Origin of the sequence: uncultured Enterovirga sp. (assembly GCF_964242715.1) — a bacterium.
In the GTDB taxonomy this organism is placed as follows: Bacteria; Pseudomonadota; Alphaproteobacteria; order Rhizobiales; family Beijerinckiaceae; genus Enterovirga.
In genome coordinates, this window is the sequence record NZ_CAXTAZ010000025.1 from 48,065 (window position 1) to 67,517 (window position 19,453).

A 19,453-nucleotide genomic window follows, 5' to 3' on the forward strand; every position below is an offset into this window, starting at 1 on the left:
CTCGTCACATGCCCCAGGCGACCCGCTGCGTGTTCGAGCGCTTCAGGTTGCGGTAGCGGGCGAGGGCCCAGAGCGGGAAGTATTTCGGGTAGCCGTGGTAGCGGAGGTAGAAGACCCGCGGGAAGCCGCCGCCCGTGTAGGAGTCTTGATGCCACAGGCCGTCCGCCTCCTGCGTCTCGGTGAGGTAGCGGATGCCGCGCTCCACCGCTTCGCTCTCGACGCAGCCGGCCGCCATCAGGCCGAGGAGCGCCCAGGCGCTCTGCGACGGCGTCGAGGGCGCCGCCTGATAACCGGAATAGTTGAGGCGGTAGCTGTCGCAATCTTCGCCCCAGCCGCCGTCCGGATTCTGGACGGCGACGAGCCAGGCAGCGGCCCGCGCCACGACCGGGGAGGAAAGGTCCGCGCCGGCTGCGTTCAGGGCGATGAGCGCCGACCATGTGCCGTAGACGTAGTTGACGCCCCAGCGCCCGAACCAGCTGCCGTCCTCGCGCTGGTCCTGCTCGAGATAGGCGAGAGCCGCCTTCATGCGCGGGCTGTCGGACGGCTCGCCGAGCTGCGCCAGCATCCCGACGCAACGGGCGGAGACGTCGACGGTCGGAGCGTCGAGGAGCGCGCCATGGTCGGCGAAGGGGATGTTGTTCAGGTACTCATAGGTGTTGTCGACGTCGAAGGCGCCCCAGCCGCCATCGCGGCTTTGCATGCCCTCGATCCATTCGCGGGCACGTGCGACCGGCTCGTCGAAGTCGTTCTTTCCGGCGAGCTTCGGCCGCAGCCGGTCCATCGCCATCACCACGGCCGCAGTGTCGTCGGTGTCCGGGTAATGGGCGTTGCCGTACTGGAATGCCCAGCCCCCCGGCCGAAGGTCGGGCCGATCCTCGGCCCAATCTCCCTTGACGTCGAGAATCTGGCGCGGCTTCAGCCAATGCATGGCCTCGACGACGGCCTGCTCGGCCTCGCCGTCGCCGGTCTCGAGAAGCGCATGGGCCGCCAGCGCGGTGTCCCAGACCGGCGAGACGCAGGGCTGCAGATAGGCTTCCTCGCCATCGTCCACGAGGAGCTTCTCGATCGCCCGCCGCGCGACGACGCGTTCTGGATAGTCCTCACCGAAGCCGAGCGCGTCGAACATCACGATCGAGTTCGACATCGCCGGATAGATTCCGCCGAGTCCGTCCTCTCCGTTCAGCCTTTCCCGCGTAAAGGCGACGGCCTGATCGATCGCGCGAGCGCGGAGCTTCGTCGGCCAATGAGGGTCGACGCCCTTGAGCACGATGTCGAGGCTCTTGAACAGCGCCGCCCAGCCCCGCTTCGCATGCGATTGCGTCCCGCGCCGGGGCGCAGGGGTCGAGCCGAACAGTTCCGGGATGCCGATCCCCCGAGGATTACGGGCCTGGGGCTTCAGCGCCATGATGACGAGAAGCGGTGCCAGCACCGTCCGGGCCCAATACGACATCTTGCCGAGATGAATCGGGAACCAGCGCGGCAGGAGAATCATCTCGACGGGCATCGACGGGATCGTCTTCCAGGAGACCTCGCCGTAGAGCGCGAGCAGCGTCCGCGTGAAGACGTTGACCGAGGCCGCGCCGCCCTGGGCGAGGATCGCCTCCCGGGCCTGCGCCATGTGGGGCTCGTTCGGGTCGTCGCCGATCATCTTCAGGGCGAAATAGGCCTTCACCGACGCCGACAGGTCGAGTGCGCCGCCGTGATAGAGCGGCCAGCCGCCGTGCTCGCCTTGAATTCGGCGCAGATAGCGCGCGATCTTCGCCTCGAGATCGAGATCCGGCGTCTCGGCCAGGTAGTGCCGGAGCAGCACATACTCGGCCGGAATGGTGGCGTCGGCCTCGAGCTCGAAGCACCAATGCCCGTCCTCGTGCTGGCTGCGGAGAAGGGCGGCCGTCGCCGAGGTGATGGACGACTCGAGCGCAAATTCCGCGGGAGCGGCACCATGCTCGTGCCGTATGGGAGCGACGAAATTCACAGACAAACCCTTGACACAGAACGCATGGCGCGACTGTCGCCGCGTTGCAACATGTGGACCGCCGCCTCGCCCGACCGTATCGCGCCTTCGATCGTCGCGGGCAACCCCGTATCCACCCAATCACCCGCGAGCGCCAGATTACGGTAAGCGGTCGCGCAGGGCGGCCGCCGCGCCGTTTCCTCCGGCGTCGCGGCGAATGTGGCACGACGCTCCTTTACAATCTGCCAGGGCGGCAGCGCGCCCGGATCGAGACCGGTCACGGCGGCGACCTCCCGCCAGATCCGCTCGGCGAGCGACTCGCGAGAATCGTCGAAGAAGCGATCGCCGGCGCTGATCGTGACAGACAGGCGGTCGGGATAGGCGAAGAGCCATTCCGAGGTCCCGCCGACCAGTCCCAGGAGCAGCGGCTGGCCGGCGGGCGGCGCGATGCGAAAATGGGCGTTCAGGATGCCCCGGAACTCGCCCGGGATGGTGAGGCCCGGGAGGAGTCCGGACGCGACCGGCGGAGGGACGGCCAGGATCACGGCGTCATCCGGCCCGACCACGACATCCCCTTCCGCGAAATGGAGCGCCTGGACCCGATCCTCTGCGGTCTCCAGCGCGCGCAGGCGCGTGCCGAGGCGCAATTGGCCGCCATGCTGCGCGAGATAGGTGAGGGCCGGATCGACGAAGGCGGCCGACAGCCCGCCGGTGGCAACGAGGGGCCGGCAGGCCCGCCCTCCCGCTCCGAGCGTCTCGCGGAGCACGGGCGCGGCGAGGCTGGCGGCGGAGATTTCGGGCTCGGTGTTGAGGGCGGCCAGCAGCACCGGCTGCCAGAGCCGGCGCCAGAGTGCCCCTTCGCAGCGCATCACCTCGCCGATCGTCTGTCCGGTTTTCGCGCGCATGATCGATAGCGGCGCGAGATAGTCGCGGAAGGTCGTGCCGGGTACGCGGCGCGAGGCGACGAAGATCCACCAGGGCAGGCGCCCGGCATTGGGGCGTAGTTGCCAACGCTCGCCGCTCGCGAGATCGGCGAAGTCGAACACGGCCTCGTCCGGATCTTCGAGGGCGCCAAGTCCGCCGACCAGGCGGAGATAGGCCATCGCGGCGCGGTTGCCGGCGAGAAGGAGGTGGTTGCCGTTGTCGATCGTCAGACCGAGCGTTGTGTCATGGTAGGACCGGCAGCGTCCGCCGGCAGCCTTTGCGGCCTCGTGCAGCACGACGCGCTCGCCCTGTTCGGCGAGCCGGACCGCGGCGCTGAGGCCCGCAACCCCAGCGCCGACCACATGCACGCACCCGGCGCTCACCCGAAGGCGTGCCGGATGAGCGACACGAGGAGCCTGAGTTTTCCCGTTCTGACCCGGGTCCGGGGCGATGCGAAACCCCGTCGCGCCATGCGGTCGAGCACGGAGCGGTAGGCCGCCTCCATCAGGCGCGGCGCCCGAACGACGCGGCGCGGCTGGCCGCGCATCACCCGATCCGCCTCGTCGTAATGGTGCCGTGCGCGCGTGACCAATTCGGCGCAGGCGTGATCCAGACCGGGATGGGCGAGAACGGCAGAGGGCGAGAGCTCCTGCATCCCGGCCCGCTCCAGGGCTTCGCGGGGCAGATAGAGCCGCCCGATCGCTGCATCCTCGTCGAGGTCGCGCAGGATGTTCGTCAACTGGAGTGCCCGGCCGAGATGGTGGGCAAGTTCGTCGGCCTCGTTGTCCGGCAGCCCGAAGACCCGGGCCGAGAGCCTGCCGACCGAACTCGCGACCCGGTCGCAATAGATGTCGAGCGTCGCCCAATCAGGAGCCTGGATGTCGGCCCGGACATCCATCTCCATGCCGTCTATCATGTCGAGGAAGCCGTCGCGGTCGAGTCGGAACGGCCGGATATGAGGGGCGAGCGCGGTCGTGGCCGGCCGGACCTCGCCCGCATAGAGGGCCTCGATATCTTGCCGCCAACGCGCCAGCGCGTCCTCGCGGGCCGGCCGCGGCCCGCCGTCGTCGGCGATGTCGTCGACCGCCCGACAGAAGGCGTAGATGGCGTACATGGCCTCCCGCCGGGCCTTCGGCAGGATACGCATCCCGAGATAGAACGAAGAGCCGGCGGCCGGGAGCGAAGGTGCGGCCGTGGCGCCCGCCTGCAACGTCGCGCTCATCGGGCGGCTCCGATCCGAAGGCTGCGGGTGCCGGGGCGCCGCTGCCAGAGCGCCCGCCCGACGCCGAGGACGGCCGAGCCCAGCGCTTCGGCCTTGGTCGCATGGACCCGCTCGGACAAGGGATCGCGGCTCTTCAGCTTGCCGACCAGCGCCTCGGCGAGTGTCTGGATCACGGCGACCTCGAGGCCGAGCCTGCGATCGCGAACGCGGCCCGGAAAGGCGGCGCTGTCCGCGAGAAGGCCGGCCGAGCGCCCGGCGAGGTCGCGGATGGTCGCGAGCAGTGCTGGGGTCGCCTGCGTCGACCTGAGGTCTATGACGCTGGCCCCGTGCCGGGCGAGGGCGTCCTCGGGAAGGTAGACCCGGTCGAGATCGCGGGCATCCTTGCCGCAATCCTGGAGGTGGTTGATGACCTGGAGGGCGGCGCAGAGGGGGTCCGAGGCCGACCAGGTCGCGCGATCCTCGCCGTGGATGTCGAGCACGAACCGCCCGACGGGCATGGCCGACAGCGAGCAATAATGCATGAGGTCGGCCCAGTCGCGGTAGCGCGACTTACGGGCATCGAGCCGAAAGGCCTCGAGGAGATCCTGCGCGTGGGTCGCCGGCATCCCGCGCTCGGCCAAGGCGACGCAAAGAGGTTCGGCCTCCCGATCCGGAGGTCCGCGACCCGTCAGGGAATCATCGAGGCCATCGAGCAGCCGAAGTTTCTCGTCCTGAGTGAGGGTTGCGTGATCGGCGACATCGTCGGCAGCGCGCACGAAATGGTAGAAAGCGAGGATCGCACCGCGATGGCGCGGATGGATGAGCCGGGCGACCGGAAAATTCTCGTCCGTATGGCCCTTGCCGGACCGGGCTTCGGTGGCGGAGGTGCCCTTGGGATTGCTCATCGGAGCGCACCCGCGCTCTTGAACCAGCTCACGGCATCCACGAGGCCCTCCCGGTAGGGACGCGACACATAGCCGAGCTCCCGCCTCGCCTTGGCATCGTCGAAGAACATCCGGTATTTCGCCATTCGCAGGGCGTCGCGCGTCACGAAGGGTTCCCGGCCCGTGATCCGGGCCAGGGCCTCGGCCCCGATCGCGAGCGGCCAGATCGCCTGGCGCGGAATGCGCAAGGTCGGCGCCCGCCGGCCGACGAGGGCAGCGATGTCGGCGAGCATGCGCGACAGGAGGACGTTCTCGCCGCCGAGAATATAACGCTCGCCGATCCGGCCCCGACGCAGAGCGGCGAGATGGCCGGACGCGACGTCGTCCACATGGACGAGGTTCAGGCCCGTGTCGACGAAGCCCGGCATCCGGCCGGACGCCGCCTCCACGATCACCCGACCGGTCGGGGTCGGCTTCACGTCGCGCGGTCCGATCGGGGTCGACGGGTTCACGATCACGGCCGGAAGGCCCTCATCGCGAACCATCGTCTCGACCATCCGCTCGGCCAGGACCTTGCTCCGTTTGTAGACCCCGATGGCTTCGCCCTCCGTCAGGGGACGCGTCTCGTCGTGACCGGGCATGATGGTCGCCACGCTGGACGTGTAGACGACCCGCTCGATGCCCGCCCGCAGCGCCTCCCGCATCAGGCTGCGAGTGCCTTCCACATTGGTTTCGACCAACTCGTCAGGGCGCCTGGACCAGAGCCGATAATCGGCGGCGACGTGGATCAGGTGGCGCATGCCGGACAAGGCCGGGCCAAGGGACAACGGATTGCGGAGGTCGCCCTCGACGATCTCGTCGGCCGGGTGGAGATTGGTCCGGGGGCTCGATGGCCGCACGAGGACGCGAACGCGGTAGCCGGCATCCCGGAAGGTGTTCGCGACAGCCGAGCCCACAAAGCCCGACGCGCCCGTCACCAGAACGGTGCCGTTTTCCTCGATGACCGGATCCATCGCACCAGAAGGGGCCGTCAGGCGCGCGCCTTCAACGCGCCGGTGTTGCGGCCCAGGATCTCGAACACACGCTTCACGATCGACGCCGAATCGAGCGCCGCCTGCGCATACATGCGGTCGGGCTTGTCATGGTCCTGGAAGAGGTCGGGCAGGAAGAGGGAGCGGAATTTCAGGCCGCGGTCGAGCATTCCGCGCTCCGCCAGCAGGTGCAGCACGAAGGAGCCGAAGCCGCCGACCGAGCCTTCCTCGATCGTCAGCAACACCTCGTGCTCGCGGGCGAGCCGGAGGATCATCGCCTCGTCGAGCGGCTTCGCGAAGCGCGCGTCGGCGACAGTGGTCGATAGACCGCGCGCCTCGAGCTCCTCGGCAGCCTTCGACGCCTCGGCCAGCCGCGTCCCGAGCGACAGAAGCGCGACGCGCGTCCCTTCGCGGATGATCCGGCCCTCGCCGATGCGGAGCACGCGGCCGCGTTCCGGCATCTCGATCCCGACGCCTTCACCCCGAGGGAAGCGGAAGGCCGACGGGCCTTCGTCATAGGCCGCGGACGTCGCAACCATGTGGCAAAGCTCGGCCTCGTCCGCCGCCGCCATGATGACCATGTCGGGCAGGCAGCCGAGATAGGCGACGTCGAACGAGCCGGCATGGGTGGCGCCGTCGGCGCCGACGAGCCCGGCCCGGTCGAGTGCGAACCGCACCGGCAGCTTTTGCAGAGCGACGTCGTGGACGACCTGGTCGTAGGCGCGCTGCAGGAAGGTCGAATAGATGGCGCAGAACGGCTTCAGGCCCTCGGTCGCCATGCCGGCCGCGAAGGTCACGGCATGCTGCTCGGCGATGCCGACATCGAACGTGCGGTTCGGGAATTCCTTGGCGAAGTGGTCGAGACCGGTCCCGGACGGCATCGCGGCCGTGATCGCGACGATGCGGTCGTCGGCGCGAGCTTCCTTGGCGAGGCTCTCGGCAAAGACCTTGGTGTAGGCCGGCGCATTGGCCTTGGCCTTGGCCTGGGTGCCGGTGATCACGTCGAAGGGCACGACGCCGTGATACTTGTCGGCCGATGCCTCGGCCGGCGCATAGCCCTTGCCCTTCTGTGTCACGACGTGGACGAGGATCGGGCCGCTTTTCGCATCCCGTACGTTCTTCAGCACGGGGAGAAGGTGGTCGAGATTGTGCCCGTCGATCGGGCCGACGTAGTAGAAGCCGAGCTCCTCGAACATGGTCCCGCCGGTGACGAAGCCACGGGCGTATTCTTCTGCCTTCAGGGCCTTGTCGTGCAGGAATTTCGGCAGTTTCTCGGCCAGGTGTTTCGCGACCTCGCGCAGCGAGCGGTAGGTCTTCCCGGAGACGAGGCGGGCGAGATAGGCCGACATGGCGCCGGTCGGCGGCGCGATGGACATGTCGTTGTCGTTCAGGATGACGATCAGCCGGCTCTTCAGATGCCCGGCATTGTTCATCGCCTCATAGGCCATGCCGGCCGACATGGAGCCGTCACCGATCACGGCTACGACATTGTTCGTGCCACCCTCGAGGTCTCTTGCCACCGCCATGCCGAGCCCGGCCGAGATCGAGGTCGAGGAATGCGCGGCGCCGAAGGGGTCGTATTCACTCTCGGACCGCTTGGTGAAGCCCGACAGCCCGCCGCCCTGGCGCAGCGTCCGGATCCGCGAGCGGCGTCCGGTGAGGATCTTGTGGGGATAGGCCTGATGCCCGACATCCCAGATGATCCGGTCACGCGGCGTGTCGAACACGTAATGCAGCGCAGCGGTCAGCTCGACAACGCCGAGCCCCGCCCCGAGATGACCACCTGTCACGGATACGGCGTCGATGGTCTCGGAGCGCAGTTCGTCGACCAGGGTCGCGAGTTGCGACTCCGACAACCGCCGGAGGTCTTCGGGTGTATCGATCGTGTCGAGGAGCGGAGTCGTTATGGGCAACGCGGCACTCGCCATTTCTTGATCTCGTTCCAGGCTCTCCTGCACCGTTTTGACCCAAAAGAGAACCGAAAACCGCAGGCGAGGTTTACGGCGCCCTCAGCTTCGGCGCGCGGCCACGAAGGACGCCGTCTCCCGCAACGTGTCCGCTCGCGGACCAAAGGGCTGAAGCGCCCCCTGCGCCTCGTCCACGAGGCGCGACAGACGAGCGCGGGCCGTCTCGATCCCGAGCAGTGACACGAGGGTCGCTTTGCCGCGGGCGGCATCCTTGCCGGTCGCCTTCCCGACCAGTCCGGCTTCGCCCTCCGCGTCGAGCAGATCATCGGCGATCTGGAAAGCCTGCCCGATGGCGCGGCCGTAGGCCGAGAGCGCCCGTTTGGCCTCGTCGTCGGCCCGGCCGACGATCGCGCCCATCTCCAGGCAGGCGACCAAGATGGCACCGGTCTTCATCGCCTGGAGGCGGAGCGTGTCCGCCTCGTCGCCCCGGAGCGGGCGGCCATGGGATGCGAAACGGCCTTCGGCCTCGAGGTCGAGCATCTGCCCTCCCGCCATCCCGCCGATCCCAGAGGAGCGGGCGAGCGACAGCGTGAGCGCGATGCGGACAGCCGGATCGGGGTCGGTCGCCTCGTCCGCGAGCATGTCGAAGGCCAGCGTGATGAGCGCGTCGCCGGCCAGGATCGCGGTCGCCTCGTCGAAGGCGCGGTGCACGGTCGGCTTGCCGCGGCGAAGCTCGTCGTCGTCCATCGCCGGAAGGTCGTCGTGGACAAGGCTGTAGCCGTGGACGCATTCGATCGCGGCGGCGGCCCGCAGCACGCCTTGGTCCTCTCGCCCGAAGAGCCGGGCGGCCTCCACCACGAGATGGGGCCGGAGGCGCTTGCCGCCGCCGAGCATGGCGTAGCGCATGGCCTCGAGCAGCCGGCCGGGGCGGATGATCTCACCCGGGAGCGGATCTGGCTCGAGCAGGCGGTCGAGCAGGTCCTCGACCCCCTGTGCTGTCAGGTCGAGGCGGCGGCGGAACTCGTCGTGGCTCACGGAAACGGACATCCTCGCGAAACTGCGGCTTTGCCGATCCGGCAAACGGGGTCAACTCCGTGGAGCGTGGCAGCCGGGTCCGTGGTATGGCCCTGTCATCGGCTGCCCGAAGGTCTGGGTCCGGTTCGAGAGGCTTCATGCGCATCGCATTCGGGTTTGCCATCGCGGCGACGGTCTGTCTGGTCGGTCAGGCAGCCCTGGCCGCCGAACGACGCCCCTCGCCGAGCCCTGTCAACGACCGCGCGCCATCCGCCGGGCCCGCACCGGCCGCGAAGGCGGCACCCAAGGCCACGGCACCGGCGGCCGCGGCCGCAGGACCGTCCGGCCGCGACGACAGCGCCATCCGGGCATCGGAGGAGCGCGATCGGCGCCGGGAGGCCCGGATGCTGAAGGTCACCCGAAGCATCTGCCGCGGCTGCTGAACCCGCGCCGCCTTCTCAGTTGCGCGACGGCCGCGGAGACTGGGCCGCGGGATCCGCCGGGCACCGGTAGCTGAACTCCCGGTGCACCGCCGTGAGAGGGGTCTCGCCGACAATGGTGCAGAGCGGCCGGTTCGTCTTCTCGTCGAGGAAGATGCGGGCAACTTCGCGCTGGCGTTCAGCCAGGGGAGGCCCGTTGTCGACGCATGCCGCCAGGGTTTCGTTCAGAACGTTGGTGATCACGATCAGCGACGCGGCCTCCGGGCGGTCATACACCTCGTAGGTGTCGCGGCATCGCAGCGTGACGTTCACGCCCTTGGTCAGCCCGTAGCGGTCGAGCGTGTAGGTTGCGGTGTCGAACGAGCAGCCGACGAGGGCGGCGAGACAAGGGCCGGCGAGAGCGAGCCGAAACCATCGCGTCATGGATCAGTCCTTGCGGGCCGGGCTGTCCTCGGCCGGGCGTCGGGTCCTTAAGCCATGCGGGCCGGCCTGTCCGCAAGGAGATCGAAGGCTCGGCGCGCAAGGGCATCGAGAACCGCCGCGACGGCGTCGAACCGGGGCCGGTCCAGGATCGCCCCAGCGACGAGGAGGCGGTGATACTTCCAGACGGGAGCCGCCCCTGACCTCCCGGGCCTCTGCCGGGCTGACCAGGCGCGAGAGGTGGGCGACGTCGATGCCGAGATCGGCGAAGCGTCTCCGGAAGGTCTCGAGATGCTGCCGGACGAGCACCGTCGGGGGCGCTGCAACGGCCACCTGGCGACCGCCGAGCACGACGGCTGCCGCCGCTCGCGAGGCAACTTCCGTCTTGCCGAAAACGACGTCGCCGCAGACGAGCCTATCCATGATCCGGCCGGAGGCGAGGTCGCGCAGGATATCGGAAGCGGCTGCGAACTGGCCGTGGGTTCCGGCATAGGAAATCGAGCGACGAAACGCTCGTAATCCCGCCGGGGAGGCACGAGGCGAGGCGCCTCGCGTGCCCGGATCGCGGAGGTCAGGCGGGCGAGGAAGGCCGCGGCGCCCCCGATCTCGACTTCCGCTTTGGCCCGGCGCTTCGGCCAGGAATCGCTGCCGAGGCGGGCCAGCGAAACGCCCTCCCTCAGGGTGCCGCACCGCCACATTGATTCGATGTCCTCGACGGGAACCATGAGGATTTCACCGCCCGCGTATTCGAGGCGAATCGTATTGGCGGCTTCCGCACCGGGAGTCTCGACGGTCTCGATCCCGCGAAGCATCCGACCCCGTGTTCGAGATGGATCACGGCATCGCCGAGGTGGAAACGCTCGCTGGTTTCGCCGAAATCTCCGGCCGGCAGCCCGTCTGACGGAGGGGCAAGCACGGATCCGGCGCGGCTGCCGATCACATCGGCGAGCGTGATGACGGTGACGTCCCGTCGGCGCGGAAGCCCTGACCGAGGGGCAGGGCCATGGTCAGGATGGTCCCGGCGGGCGACGAGGCCACTTTGTCCTAATGATCGGCTGCGATGATGCGCGCCCCGCCAGCCGCCTTCAATGCGCCGGGCGACTGCGTCATGGTTCGGGTCTGCCGGTCCGGCGACGACCACGCGGCGTCCGGCTTCGCATTAACCGGCGACAAATGCGCGCAGCTCGTCGCCCGGTCTAGGGGGCTAGCGCGAAGGCAGGGATCTCCGAGGCGCCCTCTTCTTCCCCCTCTGTGAACCGGATCACCCGGTGCTCGTCGAGGAGTTGAGCGAGCTCGTCGGGCCCAAGGTAGAGCTGATCCGGTGGCAGCGGGCGTACCTGCCCGCGGTCGAATCTGACTCGGCTCTCGTAAGCTTCGCGGTCCTGCTCGGCGAAGGCCTCTGAGCGGGCATATGCGCGCGCTGCGAGAACCACAGCGCATCGAGGCGGCTCTCGCTGCCGGCGATGTAGAGAAGCCCTGCCGGACCCGCCTGGCGAGCCATCCCGAGCAGAGCTACGGCAAGTGCCTCCTCGGTCTGCGGCGCTTGCACCTCCTCCTGGAGCGCGGCGGGGCGAGGACGACGGGAACGCTGGGGCAGGGGCATCGGCGAGCATCTGACGCAAGACAATGGTGAGCGGTGCGGTGAACAGAGCCGTTGCATCCCGGTTCCCGGCCAAGGGCTCACTGGCTTCATGGAAGCGTCACAGGTCCGTTACCTGCCCTCGGCGGGTCCCGCTCGTAGCGGCCGAGCGGAACTATCGTTGACTCGACGGGCCCGAATCCGTACATGCCGAACGTCAATCGAGCCATCTCATGCGACCGCGCGATGCTCCGGCCCGGAGTGTCGTCGCGCTCTTCGTGTTGATTGGGCCGATTTCAGCAAGTTCAACAGGTCCGGCGGCGAGCAGTCCCGGCCGAGGAGAGGTGGACGTGGCCCGTATCGCAGGCGTCAACATCCCGACCAACAAGCGCGTCGTGATCGCGCTTCAGTATATCCACGGCATCGGGGCCAAGAAGGCTGAGGAAATCGTCGAGAAGGTCGCGATCCCGGCAGAGCGCCGCGTGAACCAGCTGACCGACCACGAGGTCCTTCAGATCCGCGAGACGATCGACCGCGACTACCAGGTCGAGGGTGATCTTCGCCGCGAAGTGTCGATGAACATCAAGCGTTTGATGGACCTCGGCTCCTACCGGGGCCTCCGCCATCGCCGGAACCTCCCGGTCCGCGGCCAGCGGACTCACACGAACGCACGTACCCGCAAGGGCAAGTCGAAGCCGATCGCCGGCAAGAAGAAGTGAGCCTGGGCGCGCTTTGCGCGCCGCGGACTCACCCTCGGGCTTGACCCGAGGGACCCGATCCAGTGCCGTGCCGCGCTGATCGGAATGGTCGGGCAAAGTCCGGCACGACACCGGGTCGAATACCTTTCGACCGATCACCTCAACATCCCGAGCGCCTGGTATGACGGGCGCGCTTGAAGGATCAGGACATGGCCAAAGAAGCAACACGCGTGAAGCGCCGGGAGCGCAAGAACATTGTTTCCGGCGTCGCCCATGTGCACGCCTCCTTCAACAACACGATGATCACGATCACGGACGCGCAGGGGAACACGATCTCCTGGTCGTCGGCTGGATCGATGGGCTTCAAGGGCTCACGGAAATCGACGCCCTACGCCGCGCAGGTCGCGGCGGAGGATGCGGCCCGCAAGGCTTCTGAGCATGGCATGCGGACCCTCGAGGTCGAGGTGTCGGGTCCGGGCTCCGGCCGTGAATCGGCTCTTCGCGCGCTGCAGGCGACCGGCTTCACGGTCACTTCGATCAGAGACGTCACGCCCATCCCGCATAACGGGTGCCGTCCGAAAAAGCGGCGTCGCGTCTGACGTCTTCGCAGAGGCGGCCACGCTCGGCCGGCTCATGAATGTCCAATGCGAGAGGGCGGGGTGCGGTGCGAATCGCGGCCCCGCATCCGCCGTCCTAGGGGTAGGCCCGTGATACAGAAAAACTGGAAAGAACTGACGAGACCCGACAAGCTGCAGATCTCGGCGGGCGATGACCCGAAGCGTACGGCCACGATGGTCGCCGGGCCGCTCGAGCGCGGTTTCGGGACGACGCTCGGCAACGCGCTCCGGAGAGTGCTGCTGTCGTCGCTCCAGGGCGCGGCCGTGACCGCGGTCCATATCGACGGCGTCCTGCACGAATTCTCCTCGATCCCGGGCGTCCGCGAGGACGTGACCGATATCGTCCTCAACGTGAAGACGATCGCGATCCGGATGACGGGCGACACGTCGAAGCGCCTGACGCTTCGCAAGACCGGCCCGGGCACGGTCACGGCAGGCGACATCAACACCACGGGCGACATCCAGATCCTGAACCCCGAACTCGTGCTCTGCACGCTGGACGAGGCGGCCGAGATCCGGATGGAGTTCACGGTCACGTCCGGCAAGGGCTACGTCCCGTCGGAGCGCAATCGCCCCGAGGACGCGCCGATCGGCCTGATCCCGGTCGACAGCCTGTTCTCGCCGGTTCGCAAGGTGTCCTACAGGGTTGAGAATACGCGCGAGGGCCAGGATCTCGACAAGGACAAGCTGACGATGGTCGTCGAGACCAACGGCGCGGTCACTCCGGAAGACGCGGTCGCCTATGCGGCCCGCATCATCCAGGACCAGCTCTCGGTCTTCGTGAATTTCGAGGAGCCCCGCCGCGAGGAGGCGCAGACGCTTGCGCCGCAGCTGCCGTTCAACCCCGCGCTCCTCAAGAAGGTCGACGAGCTCGAACTCTCGGTCCGCTCGGCGAACTGCCTGAAGAACGACAACATCGTCTATATCGGCGACCTCATCCAGAAGTCCGAGGGCGAGATGCTGCGGACCCCGAATTTCGGCCGCAAGTCCTTGAACGAGATCAAGGAAGTGCTCGCCGGCATGGGGCTTCATCTCGGCATGGAAGTGCCGGGCTGGCCGCCGGAGAATATCGACGACCTCGCGAAGCGCTTCGAGGAGCATTACTGACGCCCTCTCTTCTTCCCGCTAGCGGGGAGAGGCGGACGCAGAACCACAAAGGACGGCCGTACCTTGGCACGGCGGCCGTAAACACAGGAGAGCCAGATGCGTCACGGATTCCGGGGTCGGCGGTTCAACCGCACGACTGAGCACCGCAAGGCGATGTTCGCCAACATGTCGGCCGCTCTCATCAAGCATGAGCAGATCATCACGACGCTGCCGAAGGCGAAGGACCTGCGTCCCGTCGTCGAAAAGATGGTGACGCTCGCCAAGCGCGGCGACCTTCATGCCCGCCGCAACGTCATGTCGGACCTTCGCGATCTGGCGATGACCAAGAAACTCTTCGACGTGCTCGGGCCCCGTTACAAGGCGCGTCCGGGCGGGTATCTCCGCGTGTTGAAGGCGGGCTTCCGGCAGGGCGACAACGCCCCGATGGCCGTGATCGAATTCGTCGACCGCGACGTGAATGCGAAAGGGCTGGATTCCGGTCCGGTGCAGACAGTCCAGTCCGACGAGGCCGCCGGCTGACCTGAGACCCGGCGGAACGGCCTCGGTCGCTCCGCCTGACCTGAGCGCGTCGGCGGTGCCGGCTCAGGCCGCCGCTTTGGTGGCGCACAGTCGCTGCGCCGTCTGGTGATCCTGCAGGTCCATGCCGAGGGCGACGAGCGTCGGAGCCGTAACCCGGGACGGGTCAAGTGGGCCCGAGATGCCGTGCCGCAGAAAATCTCGTCCTGGTCGATGTTGCGCACGGCGCCGCCCATCGACCAGGTCGAGAAGGCGCGTGATTTCGCGTCCCGGAGGGCCATCAGGGTCACGTCGCCGTGGCGCCGGTCCTTCTGGATCCGTTCATAGGTCGCGAGCACAGGCCCACGCTCACCTTCCAGGATCTGGAAGAACCGGGTTCGGTCGAACAGCAGAAATCCCGTGATCCCGTTTCGGGCATTGTTGCGTTGCGACGAGGACAGGACGGACCGAAGCAGTTCCAATTGCGCCCGCTCGCCCGATTCAGCGGCCTTGTTGCGGCTGAAATACACGATCTGAGTTAGGGCCATAGGATGCTCCCGCTCGGGCAAGTGTTCCCGAACCGTGTTAAGGGGCCGCTAAACCCGAAATCGGCGGGCCGAACGTCTCGGTTTGCGGCAGCTTCAGGCTCGAGGGTCTGGAAAGGTTCCTCGCGCTAATCTGCGGCGCGAGCACGGAGGGTCCATGCGCGTCGTGATCCTGGCCGACTTCGCGGAGCCGTCAGGCGGGGCGCAGGCGGTCGCCATCCTCTCGGCTCTGGCGCTTGCCCGGCTCGGGATGGCCGTCACCTACGTCCACGGCATCGCGGCCCCGGTGGATCCGCGGCTGCAGGAGGCCGGCATCGACGTCGTCTCGCTCGGGCTCGCCGACGTCTGGACGCTGCCCGGACGGAAGGCTGCCCTCGCCGGTATCTGGAATCGTCTGGCAGCCCGGCGCCTCGGGGAGGCGCTCGCGAGATTGCCGAGTGGGCCGACGATCTTGCACCTCCACCAATGGACGCGCTCGCTCTCGCCCTCGGTCCTGCCCGTCCTGCTGGGTCAGTCCCATCCTGCCGCCGTGACGCTGCACGACTACTTCATGGCCTGTCCGAACGGCGTCTATTACCGCTTCGACGAGGGCGAGCCTTGTGGCCTGGTCCCGCTATCGTCGGCCTGCCTCGCAGCTCCCTGCGATCCGCGTTCCTCCCTGCACAAGGCCATCCGGGTCCTCCGGACCGCAGCCACCCGATCGGCAATTCGCGAGGCCCGGCTCGATGTGGTGCATGTCTCCGACCGTGGCCGGGATACGATCGTGCCGTTCCTGCCTCGGGGGCTCGTTCAGCACCGGATCGACAACCCCGTCGAGGCGGAGCGCCGAGAGGCGGCCGCGATTGCGCCGGATGCCCGGATCGCCTTCCTCGGTCGTCTCACGCGGGAGAAGGGGGCCGATCTCGTGGCCGCGGCCGGACGGGACGCCGGCATGCCGGTCCTCTTCGTCGGCGAAGGGCCGGCAGAGGCCGAGATCCGCCGCCTGAACCCCGACGCGATTCTCCTGGGCTGGCGGTCGCGTGAAGAGGTGGATGCGTTGCTTCGAGGCGGCATCCGGGCCGTGTCAGCCCCTTCGCGCTGGTACGAGACAGGCCCTCTCACGATCTACGAATCGCTTGCGGCCGGCGTCCCGGTGGTCGCGTCCGGGCGTTCGGGCGCGGCCGAGAAGGTGGCTGACGGGGCGACGGGGTTCGTCGTCGAACCCTCCATCGAGGCGCTCGCGGCCGCGTTCCGGTTACTCCGCGACGACGAGTTGGTCGCCCGGATGGGTCGTCTGGCCCACGAGCGATATTGGGCGGCACCGCTCGATCCTGATTCGCACGCTCGGAAACTGATCCGTCTCTACGACGGGATGCTCGCCGGTCGGCCAGCGATTTCTCAGAGCTGGGCGGCCTCAACCTGACGCCGCGGCACGGCCCCTTTCCAGGATTCCGTCAAAGATCATATATCGCCTTGAGCGCGCGCCCTCGATCGGATCAAGCCATGCGACTTCCGCGATATGCCCTTGCGGCGCTGATCCTGGCCATCCCCGGGATCGCGGCAGCACAGGCACCTGCCAGACAGGAGAACCGGGCCGTGGAAACGGCCCGTACGGTACCGGGGAGCGCGACGGACGTTCAGCTCTCCTTCGCGCCCGTGGTGCGCGGCGTCACGGCCTCCGTCGTCAACGTCTATGGGGCGCGAGTGGAGAAGAACCGCCGCAGGGCCGTGATGGACGAGTTCTTCCGCCGCTTCTTCGGGGAGCAGGCGCCCAACATGGCGCCGGATCGCACCCAGAGGTCGCTGGGTTCGGGGGTCATTGTCGACGCGTCGGGGCTCGTCGTCACGAACCACCATGTCATCGAGAACATGACCGAGGTGAAGGTCGCGCTGAACGATCGGCGCGAGGTCGAGGCCGAGATCCTGCTCCGCGACCCGCGCGCCGATCTCGCGGTCCTTAGGCTCAAGGGAGCCGGCAAGTACAGGGCGATCGAGATCGGCGACGCCGATGGGCTCGAGGTCGGCGACTTGGTTCTCGCGATCGGCAACCCCTTTGGCGTCGGCCAGACCGTTACTCAGGGGATCGTGTCGGGCCTCGCGCGCACGAATGTCGGCGTCACCGATTACGGCTATTTCATCCAGACCGACGCTGCCATTAATCCCGGCAATTCGGGTGGCGGCTTGGTCGACATGCGCGGGCGGCTCGTGGGGGTCAACTCGGCGATCTATTCGCAATCGGGCGGCAGCGTCGGAATCGGCTTCGCCATCCCGGCCAACATGGTGAAGGCGGTCGTGGCCTCCGCGAAGGCCGGCGCGAAGACGATGCAGCGGCCCTGGCTCGGGGCCTCGCTGCAGCGGGTCAGTGCCGACATCGCCGAAGGGCTCGGCCTCGACCCGCCTTCAGGGGCGCTCGTCGTTGCGGTCCGTGACAAGAGCCCGGCCGACGTCGCGGGTCTGAAACGAGGCGACGTGATCCTGGAGGTTGATGGCCGCGCCATCGACGATCCGGATGCCTTCGGCTGGCGCTTCGCGCTGAGGGGGATCTCGGGCGAGACGCCGCTCGGGATCAACCGCGGCAGCGTGCGTCGGACCCTGATGGTCCGCCTCCAGGGACCGCCCGAGATCCCGGCCCGGGAGCCGGTCGCACCGCGAGGCCGCACCCCGTTCACGGGCGCGACCTTCGTGAACATCTCGCCCGCGGTCGCGGACGAGATGCGTCTCGACATCTCCGACGGTGTGGTCGTGGCGGACGTGGAGGAGGGCAGTACGGCCGAGCGCGTAGGCCTTCAGAAGAACGACATCGTGCTGGCGATCAACAACGACCGGCTTGCCTCCACCAAGGACCTGGACAGGACCGTCAGGGCAGGTGCGAACGTTTGGCAGGTGACGATCAACCGTGGTGGCCAGACGCTGACGAGCGTGTTCGGTGGTTGAGCGCGGCCTGTGATTCTGATCGAGGCCTAGTCCACCGCACAGAAGCCTACCCCGGTGCCGAACAACTGGCTGGAGGGGCAGGGGTCCCGTGACGGCCTGGCATGTTCCTTCGGTGCGCCCTGAGTCGCGACCGCCGGCGTCACCAGAGCCGGCACGACGGATCCGGTCGGCAGGTCGGGCCGCGAGGTGCTCGAAATCGGGCTACGGGCTCCCGGCAGGACGACGAAGCCAGGACGGTAGGAGCCGGTGCTAGGCTCCCTGCCCGGTGCCCGGGTCGACGCGGCGGGAACTGGTGGAGGCTTCGGGGACGTCCCGAGGCGGAAGCGGGGCCGGGCCTCTGCAGCCAAGGTGCCGGCGGCCAGCGCGAAAAAGGCGAAAGCGAGTGTGAGGCGAGGCATGCGGACCGACCTGTTCGGGCCCGAGTATCGCCGGAGAACTTGAGCGGAAGGTTGAGGAACGACGTTAAGGTCGGGTACCGCGGTTCGACGAAAGCTGCGACCGCGGGGCGACATGACGGATCTCTTCAGCAGCGCCGGATTGGAGGAGGACGTGGCGCGGCCGCTCGCGGACCGGCTCCGGCCGACCCTGCTCGCCGAGGTCGTGGGCCAAGACCACCTAGTGGGTGCGCAAGGTGCGCTCACCCGCCTGATCGAGGCCGGCTCGATGGGTTCACTCGTCTTCTGGGGTCCGCCAGGCACCGGCAAGACCACGGTCGCCCGTCTCCTCGCCGGACAAACATCGCTCTATTTCGAGCAGATCTCGGCCATCTTCTCCGGCGTGGCGGACCTGAAGAAGCTGTTCGAGGCTGCGCGTGGGCGGCGGTCGACCGGGCAGGGCACCATGCTGTTCGTGGACGAGATCCATCGCTTCAACCGCGCCCAGCTCGATGCTTTCCTGCCGGTGATGGAGAACGGCACCGTCACGCTGGTCGGGGCGACGACCGAAAACCCGTCATTCGAGCTGAACGCCGCGCTCTTGTCCCGAGCGCGCGTGATGATCTTCCGCGCGCTCGACGAGGCCGCGATCACCCAGCTCCTCGCCCGAGCGGAAGCGACGGAGGGGAGGGCGCTTCCGCTCGACGAGACTGCGCGCGCCTCCCTCGCCCGGATGGCGGACGGGGACGGCCGCGCCGCGCTGACCCTTGCCGAGGAGGTGTGGCGTTCCGCGAAGCCCGGGGAGGTCTTCGATCAGGAGGCCCTGCAGGAGATCGTTCAGCGGCGGGCGCCGATCTACGACAAGGCGCAGGAGGGGCATTACAACCTGATCTCCGCGCTCCACAAAACCATCCGCGGCTCGGACCCGGACGCGGCGCTCTATTATCTCGCCCGCATGCTGGATGCCGGCGAGGACAGGCTCTTCATCGCCAGGCGGCTCGTTCGGGCTGCGCTCGAGGATATCGGCATGGCCGACCCGCAGGCCCTCGTCGTCGCGAACGCGGCCAAGGATGCCTACGACTTTCTCGGATCACCGGAGGGCGAGCTGGCGCTGGCGCAGGTGGCCGTCTATCTCGCCACCGCTCCAAAATCGAACGCGCTCTACACGGCCTTCAAGGAGGCGACCGCGAGCGCCAAGGAGCATGGCTCCCTGATGCCGCCGAAGACGATCCTGAACGCCCCGACGAAGCTGATGAAGAGCGTCGGTTACGGAGCCAGCTACCGCTACGACCACGACGAGCCGGACGCCTTCTCGGGCCAGGATTACTGGCCGGACAAGCTCGGGCGGCA

At 68.0% G+C, this 19,453-nt stretch carries 18 protein-coding genes and 1 pseudogene; 9 read left to right on the top strand and 10 right to left on the bottom strand.

Annotated features, from left to right (window positions below; translation table 11 throughout):
• Positions 1-4 precede the first annotated feature (4 nt).
• The 7 genes from shc to ACFE87_RS13815 all read right to left on the bottom strand — a co-directional run bounded on the left by shc (position 5) and on the right by ACFE87_RS13815 (position 8,948).
• Complete coding sequence (shc, locus tag ACFE87_RS13785; RefSeq protein ID WP_375460214.1) at positions 5-1,975, bottom strand: squalene--hopene cyclase; 1,971 nt, start codon at positions 1,973-1,975, stop codon at positions 5-7.
• The gene (gene hpnE, locus ACFE87_RS13790) at positions 1,972-3,261 is read right to left on the bottom strand and encodes a hydroxysqualene dehydroxylase HpnE (RefSeq protein ID WP_375460215.1); all 1,290 of its coding nucleotides are present in this window, start codon (positions 3,259-3,261) and stop codon (positions 1,972-1,974) included. Before hpnE ends, shc begins: the two co-directional genes overlap by 4 nt.
• Positions 3,258-4,100 (bottom strand): presqualene diphosphate synthase HpnD, encoded by an 843-nt coding sequence (gene hpnD, locus ACFE87_RS13795; protein ID WP_375460216.1) that lies wholly within the window; start codon positions 4,098-4,100, stop codon positions 3,258-3,260. The genes hpnE and hpnD overlap by 4 nt, the downstream gene beginning before the upstream one ends.
• A complete protein-coding gene (gene hpnC / locus ACFE87_RS13800) occupies positions 4,097-4,984 on the bottom strand; it encodes a squalene synthase HpnC (protein WP_375460217.1) in 888 nt (295 codons plus the stop codon). Before hpnC ends, hpnD begins: the two co-directional genes overlap by 4 nt.
• Entirely contained in the window at positions 4,981-5,976 is a 996-nt protein-coding gene (gene hpnA / locus ACFE87_RS13805; protein WP_375460218.1) for a hopanoid-associated sugar epimerase, read from the bottom strand. Before hpnA ends, hpnC begins: the two co-directional genes overlap by 4 nt.
• Before the next feature lie 17 nt (positions 5,977-5,993).
• Entirely contained in the window at positions 5,994-7,922 is a 1,929-nt protein-coding gene (dxs, locus tag ACFE87_RS13810) for a 1-deoxy-D-xylulose-5-phosphate synthase (protein ID WP_375460219.1), read from the bottom strand.
• An 81-nt stretch (positions 7,923-8,003) separates the two neighbouring features.
• A complete protein-coding gene (locus ACFE87_RS13815; RefSeq protein ID WP_375460220.1) occupies positions 8,004-8,948 on the bottom strand; it encodes a polyprenyl synthetase family protein in 945 nt (314 codons plus the stop codon).
• Positions 8,949-9,073: 125 nt separating this feature from the next.
• On the opposite strand from ACFE87_RS13815, the gene ACFE87_RS13820 reads away from it, so the two are divergent.
• On the top strand, positions 9,074-9,358 hold the full coding sequence (locus ACFE87_RS13820) for a hypothetical protein (protein WP_375460221.1): 285 nt from the start codon (positions 9,074-9,076) through the stop codon (positions 9,356-9,358).
• A gap of 15 nt (positions 9,359-9,373) precedes the next feature.
• On the opposite strand, the gene ACFE87_RS13825 is transcribed toward ACFE87_RS13820, so the two are convergent.
• Both ACFE87_RS13825 and ACFE87_RS13830 read right to left on the bottom strand, forming a co-directional pair.
• Positions 9,374-9,778 carry a hypothetical protein gene (locus ACFE87_RS13825; protein ID WP_375460222.1) on the bottom strand — a complete coding sequence of 135 codons (405 nt, stop codon included), beginning with the start codon at positions 9,776-9,778 and terminating at the stop codon, positions 9,374-9,376.
• Between the two features lie 3 nt (positions 9,779-9,781).
• Complete coding sequence (locus tag ACFE87_RS13830; protein ID WP_375460223.1) at positions 9,782-10,198, bottom strand: DEAD/DEAH box helicase; 417 nt, start codon at positions 10,196-10,198, stop codon at positions 9,782-9,784.
• A gap of 845 nt (positions 10,199-11,043) precedes the next feature.
• On the opposite strand from ACFE87_RS13830, the gene ACFE87_RS13835 reads away from it, so the two are divergent.
• From ACFE87_RS13835 to rplQ, 5 genes are all read left to right on the top strand, one after another.
• Positions 11,044-11,178, top strand: a complete 135-nt coding sequence (locus ACFE87_RS13835; RefSeq protein ID WP_375460224.1) for a hypothetical protein — start codon at positions 11,044-11,046, stop codon at positions 11,176-11,178.
• A gap of 526 nt (positions 11,179-11,704) precedes the next feature.
• Positions 11,705-12,073, top strand: a complete 369-nt coding sequence (gene rpsM, locus ACFE87_RS13840) for a 30S ribosomal protein S13 (RefSeq protein ID WP_375460225.1) — start codon at positions 11,705-11,707, stop codon at positions 12,071-12,073.
• A 188-nt stretch (positions 12,074-12,261) separates the two neighbouring features.
• Entirely contained in the window at positions 12,262-12,651 is a 390-nt protein-coding gene (gene rpsK / locus ACFE87_RS13845) for a 30S ribosomal protein S11 (protein WP_375460226.1), read from the top strand.
• Positions 12,652-12,759: 108 nt separating this feature from the next.
• The gene (locus ACFE87_RS13850) at positions 12,760-13,776 is read left to right on the top strand and encodes a DNA-directed RNA polymerase subunit alpha (RefSeq protein WP_375460227.1); all 1,017 of its coding nucleotides are present in this window, start codon (positions 12,760-12,762) and stop codon (positions 13,774-13,776) included.
• Positions 13,777-13,872: 96 nt separating this feature from the next.
• Entirely contained in the window at positions 13,873-14,295 is a 423-nt protein-coding gene (gene rplQ, locus ACFE87_RS13855; protein WP_375460228.1) for a 50S ribosomal protein L17, read from the top strand.
• Positions 14,296-14,582: 287 nt separating this feature from the next.
• Here the strand turns inward: rplQ and ACFE87_RS13860 are convergent.
• A pseudogene (locus ACFE87_RS13860) lies at positions 14,583-14,819 on the bottom strand (BLUF domain-containing protein); the annotation flags it as partial.
• A gap of 154 nt (positions 14,820-14,973) precedes the next feature.
• Between ACFE87_RS13860 and ACFE87_RS13865 the strand changes: the two are divergent.
• The 3 genes from ACFE87_RS13865 to ACFE87_RS13875 form a co-directional block, all read left to right on the top strand.
• Positions 14,974-16,218, top strand: coding sequence for a glycosyltransferase (locus ACFE87_RS13865; RefSeq protein ID WP_375460229.1), 1,245 nt, complete (start codon positions 14,974-14,976; stop codon positions 16,216-16,218).
• Between the two features lie 80 nt (positions 16,219-16,298).
• On the top strand, positions 16,299-17,729 hold the full coding sequence (locus tag ACFE87_RS13870; protein ID WP_375460230.1) for a Do family serine endopeptidase: 1,431 nt from the start codon (positions 16,299-16,301) through the stop codon (positions 17,727-17,729).
• Between the two features lie 510 nt (positions 17,730-18,239).
• Positions 18,240-19,453, top strand: a 1,214-nt coding sequence (locus ACFE87_RS13875; protein WP_375460231.1) for a replication-associated recombination protein A, incomplete at its 3' end; no start/stop codon positions are given.

Excerpts from the sequence above, each read along its gene's own strand:
- hpnD (WP_375460216.1), bottom strand. The coding sequence starts at position 4,100 with ATGAGCGCGACGTTGCAGGCGGGCGCCACGGCCGCACCTTCGCTCCCG.
- hpnC (WP_375460217.1), bottom strand. The coding sequence starts at position 4,984 with ATGAGCAATCCCAAGGGCACCTCCGCCACCGAAGCCCGGTCCGGCAAG.
- hpnA (WP_375460218.1), bottom strand. The coding sequence starts at position 5,976 with ATGGATCCGGTCATCGAGGAAAACGGCACCGTTCTGGTGACGGGCGCG.
- dxs (WP_375460219.1), bottom strand. The coding sequence starts at position 7,922 with ATGGCGAGTGCCGCGTTGCCCATAACGACTCCGCTCCTCGACACGATC.
- ACFE87_RS13815 (WP_375460220.1), bottom strand. The coding sequence starts at position 8,948 with ATGTCCGTTTCCGTGAGCCACGACGAGTTCCGCCGCCGCCTCGACCTG.
- ACFE87_RS13820 (WP_375460221.1), top strand. The coding sequence starts at position 9,074 with ATGCGCATCGCATTCGGGTTTGCCATCGCGGCGACGGTCTGTCTGGTC.
- ACFE87_RS13825 (WP_375460222.1), bottom strand. The coding sequence starts at position 9,778 with ATGACGCGATGGTTTCGGCTCGCTCTCGCCGGCCCTTGTCTCGCCGCC.
- ACFE87_RS13830 (WP_375460223.1), bottom strand. The coding sequence starts at position 10,198 with ATGGATAGGCTCGTCTGCGGCGACGTCGTTTTCGGCAAGACGGAAGTT.
- rpsK (WP_375460226.1), top strand. The coding sequence starts at position 12,262 with ATGGCCAAAGAAGCAACACGCGTGAAGCGCCGGGAGCGCAAGAACATT.
- rplQ (WP_375460228.1), top strand. The coding sequence starts at position 13,873 with ATGCGTCACGGATTCCGGGGTCGGCGGTTCAACCGCACGACTGAGCAC.
- ACFE87_RS13865 (WP_375460229.1), top strand. The coding sequence starts at position 14,974 with ATGCGCGTCGTGATCCTGGCCGACTTCGCGGAGCCGTCAGGCGGGGCG.
- ACFE87_RS13870 (WP_375460230.1), top strand. The coding sequence starts at position 16,299 with ATGCGACTTCCGCGATATGCCCTTGCGGCGCTGATCCTGGCCATCCCC.